Here is a 3,041-nt window from a genome sequence, read left to right as displayed (position 1 = left end):
CACGACGCTGGTGGTAACCTTGGGCGGCGGGGTGAAGGCGCGCGGCGGAATGTCGAACAGCAGGTCCGCCGCACACAGCCACTGCACGATGACGGAAAGCCGTCCATAGGCTTCCTCGCCATGGCCGGCGCGCAGCCGCTCCGCCACCTCCTTCTGGAACATCAGGGTCATGCTCTGAAGCTCTGGTAGCGCATCAAGCCAGCCCATCAGCAGCGGCGTGGCCACATTATAGGGCAGGTTGGCGACGATGCGGCGCGGCGCCGGCCCCAGCGATGCGATATCGACGGTCAGCGCATCGGCCTCGATCAGCGTCAGCCGCCCGGCGGCGGCCTCGACCAGTGGCTGCAAGGCCGCGATGCAGCGCGGATCGCGCTCTATGGCAACGACGCGCCGGGCGCCGGCCAGCAGCAGCGCGCGGGTCAGCCCGCCCGGCCCCGGCCCGACCTCGATCACCGTGCCTTGTGACAGATCGCCAGCCGAGCGCGCGATGCGGCCGGTCAGGTTCAGGTCGAGCAGGAAATTCTGACCAAGCTGCTTCTTGGCGCCGAGATCGTTGGCGGCGATCACCTCGCGCAGCGGTGGCAGCGCGGCGACCGCCGCCTGCACCTCATCCATTGCCCGATCCATGATGGCGGGCCGCCATCTCGCCGGCCATGCGCAGCGCGGCCAGCAGGCTGGATTCGTTCGCCCTGCCGGTGCCGGCGAGATCCAGCGCCGTGCCATGGTCCGGCGAGGTGCGGATGAAGGGCAGGCCCAGCGTCACATTCACGCCGCCGTGGAAATCCAGCGTCTTGATCGGGATCAGCGCCTGATCGTGATACATGCACAGGGCCGCGTCATAGGTGCGCCTTGCCTCTTCATGGAACAGCGTGTCGGCGGACAGCGGGCCGAAGGCCGCGATCCCTTCCGCCTGCAATGCAGCAATGGCGGGCGCGACGATGTCGATATCCTCACGCCCGATGGTGCCCCCCTCCCCGGCATGCGGATTGAGACCAGCGACCGCGAGACGGGGTGCGGATATCCCGAAATCGCGCAGCAAGCCCGCCGCGGTGATCCGCGCGGCACTGACAATCAGCTCCGTCGTCAGCAGTCCCGGCACCGCAGCCAGCGGCACATGCACCGTCACCGGCACAACGCGCAGCTGCGGGCAGGCCAGCATCATCACGACCTCGACCCCGCCGGCCAGATGCGCCAGATAGTCGGTATGGCCGGCATGGGTGAAACCCGCCTGATAGAGCGTCTGCTTCTGGATCGGGTTGGTGACCACCGCCCCGGCCCGCCCCGCCTGCACCAGTGCAACCGCGCGGTCGATGGCGCGGATCACCGCCACCGCATTGGCCGGATCGGGCCGGCCCGGCGTAACCGGCACGGCCAGCGGTTCCGGCAGCACAGGAAGGGCCGTGGCAAACACGCCCGGTGCTTCTTCCGGCCCGTCAATGGTCGCAATCGGCACATCGAATCCGACCTGGGTCGCCAGCGCCGCCATCCGGGCGGGATCGTCCAGCAGGAAGAACGGGACCATTCCCTCATCCCGCCGGAGCCAGGCCTTCAGTGCGATTTCGCCCGCGATCCCGGCGGGTTCGCCCATGGTCAGGGCGAGCGGCAGGGCAGCCGGCATGGACATGGCGTCAGATCCGTATATCGATGAAGGCTGCCCGCTTCAGGTCGCGCATCAGCCGGCGTGCCAGCACTTCCAGCTTCTCGTTTTCCAGGCGCTGGCGGATTTCCGGGCGCGAGGGAAGGTCGCTCATCACCGATTCACGGTCGCAGACGACAAAGACGGAGACACCGCCGGGCAGCGGCACCGGTGCGCTGGCCTTGCCGACCTCAACCGTGGCAACGGCATTGCCAATCGCCGGCGACAGGTCACCCTGACGCACACGGCCCAGATCGATGGGGGCGGGCGCACCGAGGGTTTTCGCTACATCGGCCAGGGTCTCGCACCCCGCGGTCTGGGCGACGGCTTCACGCATGCGGCCGGCAACTTCCTGCAGGCGCTCCGGCGGCGCATCAAGCGGCACCGGCAGGGCGATCTGGCGCAGCGACACCATGGCATCGCTGGGCGGTGCCTGCTCGCGGATGCGCCGGTCCTCGACCTTCAGAATATAGAAGCCAAGAACGGTGCGGATCGGCTCGGTGATCTGTCCCGCCGGCAGATCGGCAATGGCCTGGGCCAGCGGCTCATCCAGCGCATCCGCGCCGATCCAGCCGATATCGCCGCCGACACGGGCCGACGCACTCTGGCTGAACTGCTGGGCCAGCCCCTCGAAGGGAGCGCCCTCGCGGTACTGCGACACCAGCCGCTCGGCAAAGCTGCGGACCTCGGCCTCGCGTTCGGGCGTATCCACCGGCAGCAGGATCTCCTTCACCAGCACTTCCGGCTGGCCGCGCCGCGCCTCAATCTGCGCCAGCTGCTCGTTGATCTCCTCGTCGCTGATCTCGGCTCCGCTGGAAAAGCGGCGGGCGACGACGCGGCGCCAGGCCAGGGCGGCCCGCAACTGTTCCTCCAGCGTCTGCCGGGGGATACTCTGCCCGGCCAGCATCCGGTCTAGCCCGCCCTGCGGCATCTGGTTCTGCATCTCGATGCGGCGGATCGCCTCCGCGATCTCCTGGTCGGATACCGTGATGCCGATGCGCTTGGCCTCCTGCATCTGCAGCTTCTCGTCGATCATGGCGCGCAGCACCTGCCCGGCAAGGCGCTGCCGGTTCTCCCGCGTGTTGGGCAGGCTGGCGCCCAGCAGCGTCAGGGACAGCCGCACCTCCAGGTCGAACAGCGAGATGATCTCGTCATTCACCACGGCGGCGATCCGCAGGCTGCCGCTCTGCGCCGGGGCCGGCTGGGCGGTGGCAAGCGTTAGCCCGATGGCCATGCACAGGCAGAGCAGCCCGCCCACCAGGCGCCGGGTAAGCGCGTTCATGGACATTACTGCAAGGGAGGGTCGGAACAGTCGATGCATCATGGCTAGCACAGGTATCCCTGCAATCGATTCGGTACAAGTCGCGACATGCGCACAGTAGGGTTGCGAATGGTCCCAGGCATC

General features: G+C 68.2%; 3 protein-coding genes. All 3 read right to left on the bottom strand.

Annotation, left to right across the window (positions count from 1 at the left end; genetic code table 11):
* Window positions 1-627 (bottom strand): 16S rRNA (adenine(1518)-N(6)/adenine(1519)-N(6))-dimethyltransferase RsmA (gene rsmA / locus MK313_RS18055; protein WP_287783613.1); only part of this gene is annotated, 627 nt, incomplete at its 3' end.
* Window positions 608-1,624, bottom strand: coding sequence for a 4-hydroxythreonine-4-phosphate dehydrogenase PdxA (gene pdxA / locus MK313_RS18050; RefSeq protein ID WP_287783610.1), 1,017 nt, complete (start codon window positions 1,622-1,624; stop codon window positions 608-610). The genes rsmA and pdxA, both read right to left, overlap by 20 nt.
* Window positions 1,625-1,628: 4 nt before the next feature.
* Window positions 1,629-2,918, bottom strand: coding sequence for a peptidylprolyl isomerase (locus MK313_RS18045; RefSeq protein WP_287783607.1), 1,290 nt, complete (start codon window positions 2,916-2,918; stop codon window positions 1,629-1,631).
* Window positions 2,919-3,041: the final 123 nt, after the last annotated feature.

Origin of the sequence: Oceanibaculum sp. (assembly GCF_022449305.1) — a bacterium.
In the GTDB taxonomy this organism is placed as follows: domain Bacteria; phylum Pseudomonadota; class Alphaproteobacteria; order Oceanibaculales; family Oceanibaculaceae; genus Oceanibaculum; species Oceanibaculum indicum.
Note: the sequence above shows the minus strand (reverse complement) of the source record. Positions and strands in the feature narration are given on the sequence as shown.

Bases quoted from the DNA above. Each gene is read 5' to 3' on its own strand.
- pdxA (WP_287783610.1), bottom strand. From the start codon at position 1,624: ATGTCCATGCCGGCTGCCCTGCCGCTCGCCCTGACCATGGGCGAACCC.
- MK313_RS18045 (WP_287783607.1), bottom strand. From the start codon at position 2,918: ATGAACGCGCTTACCCGGCGCCTGGTGGGCGGGCTGCTCTGCCTGTGC.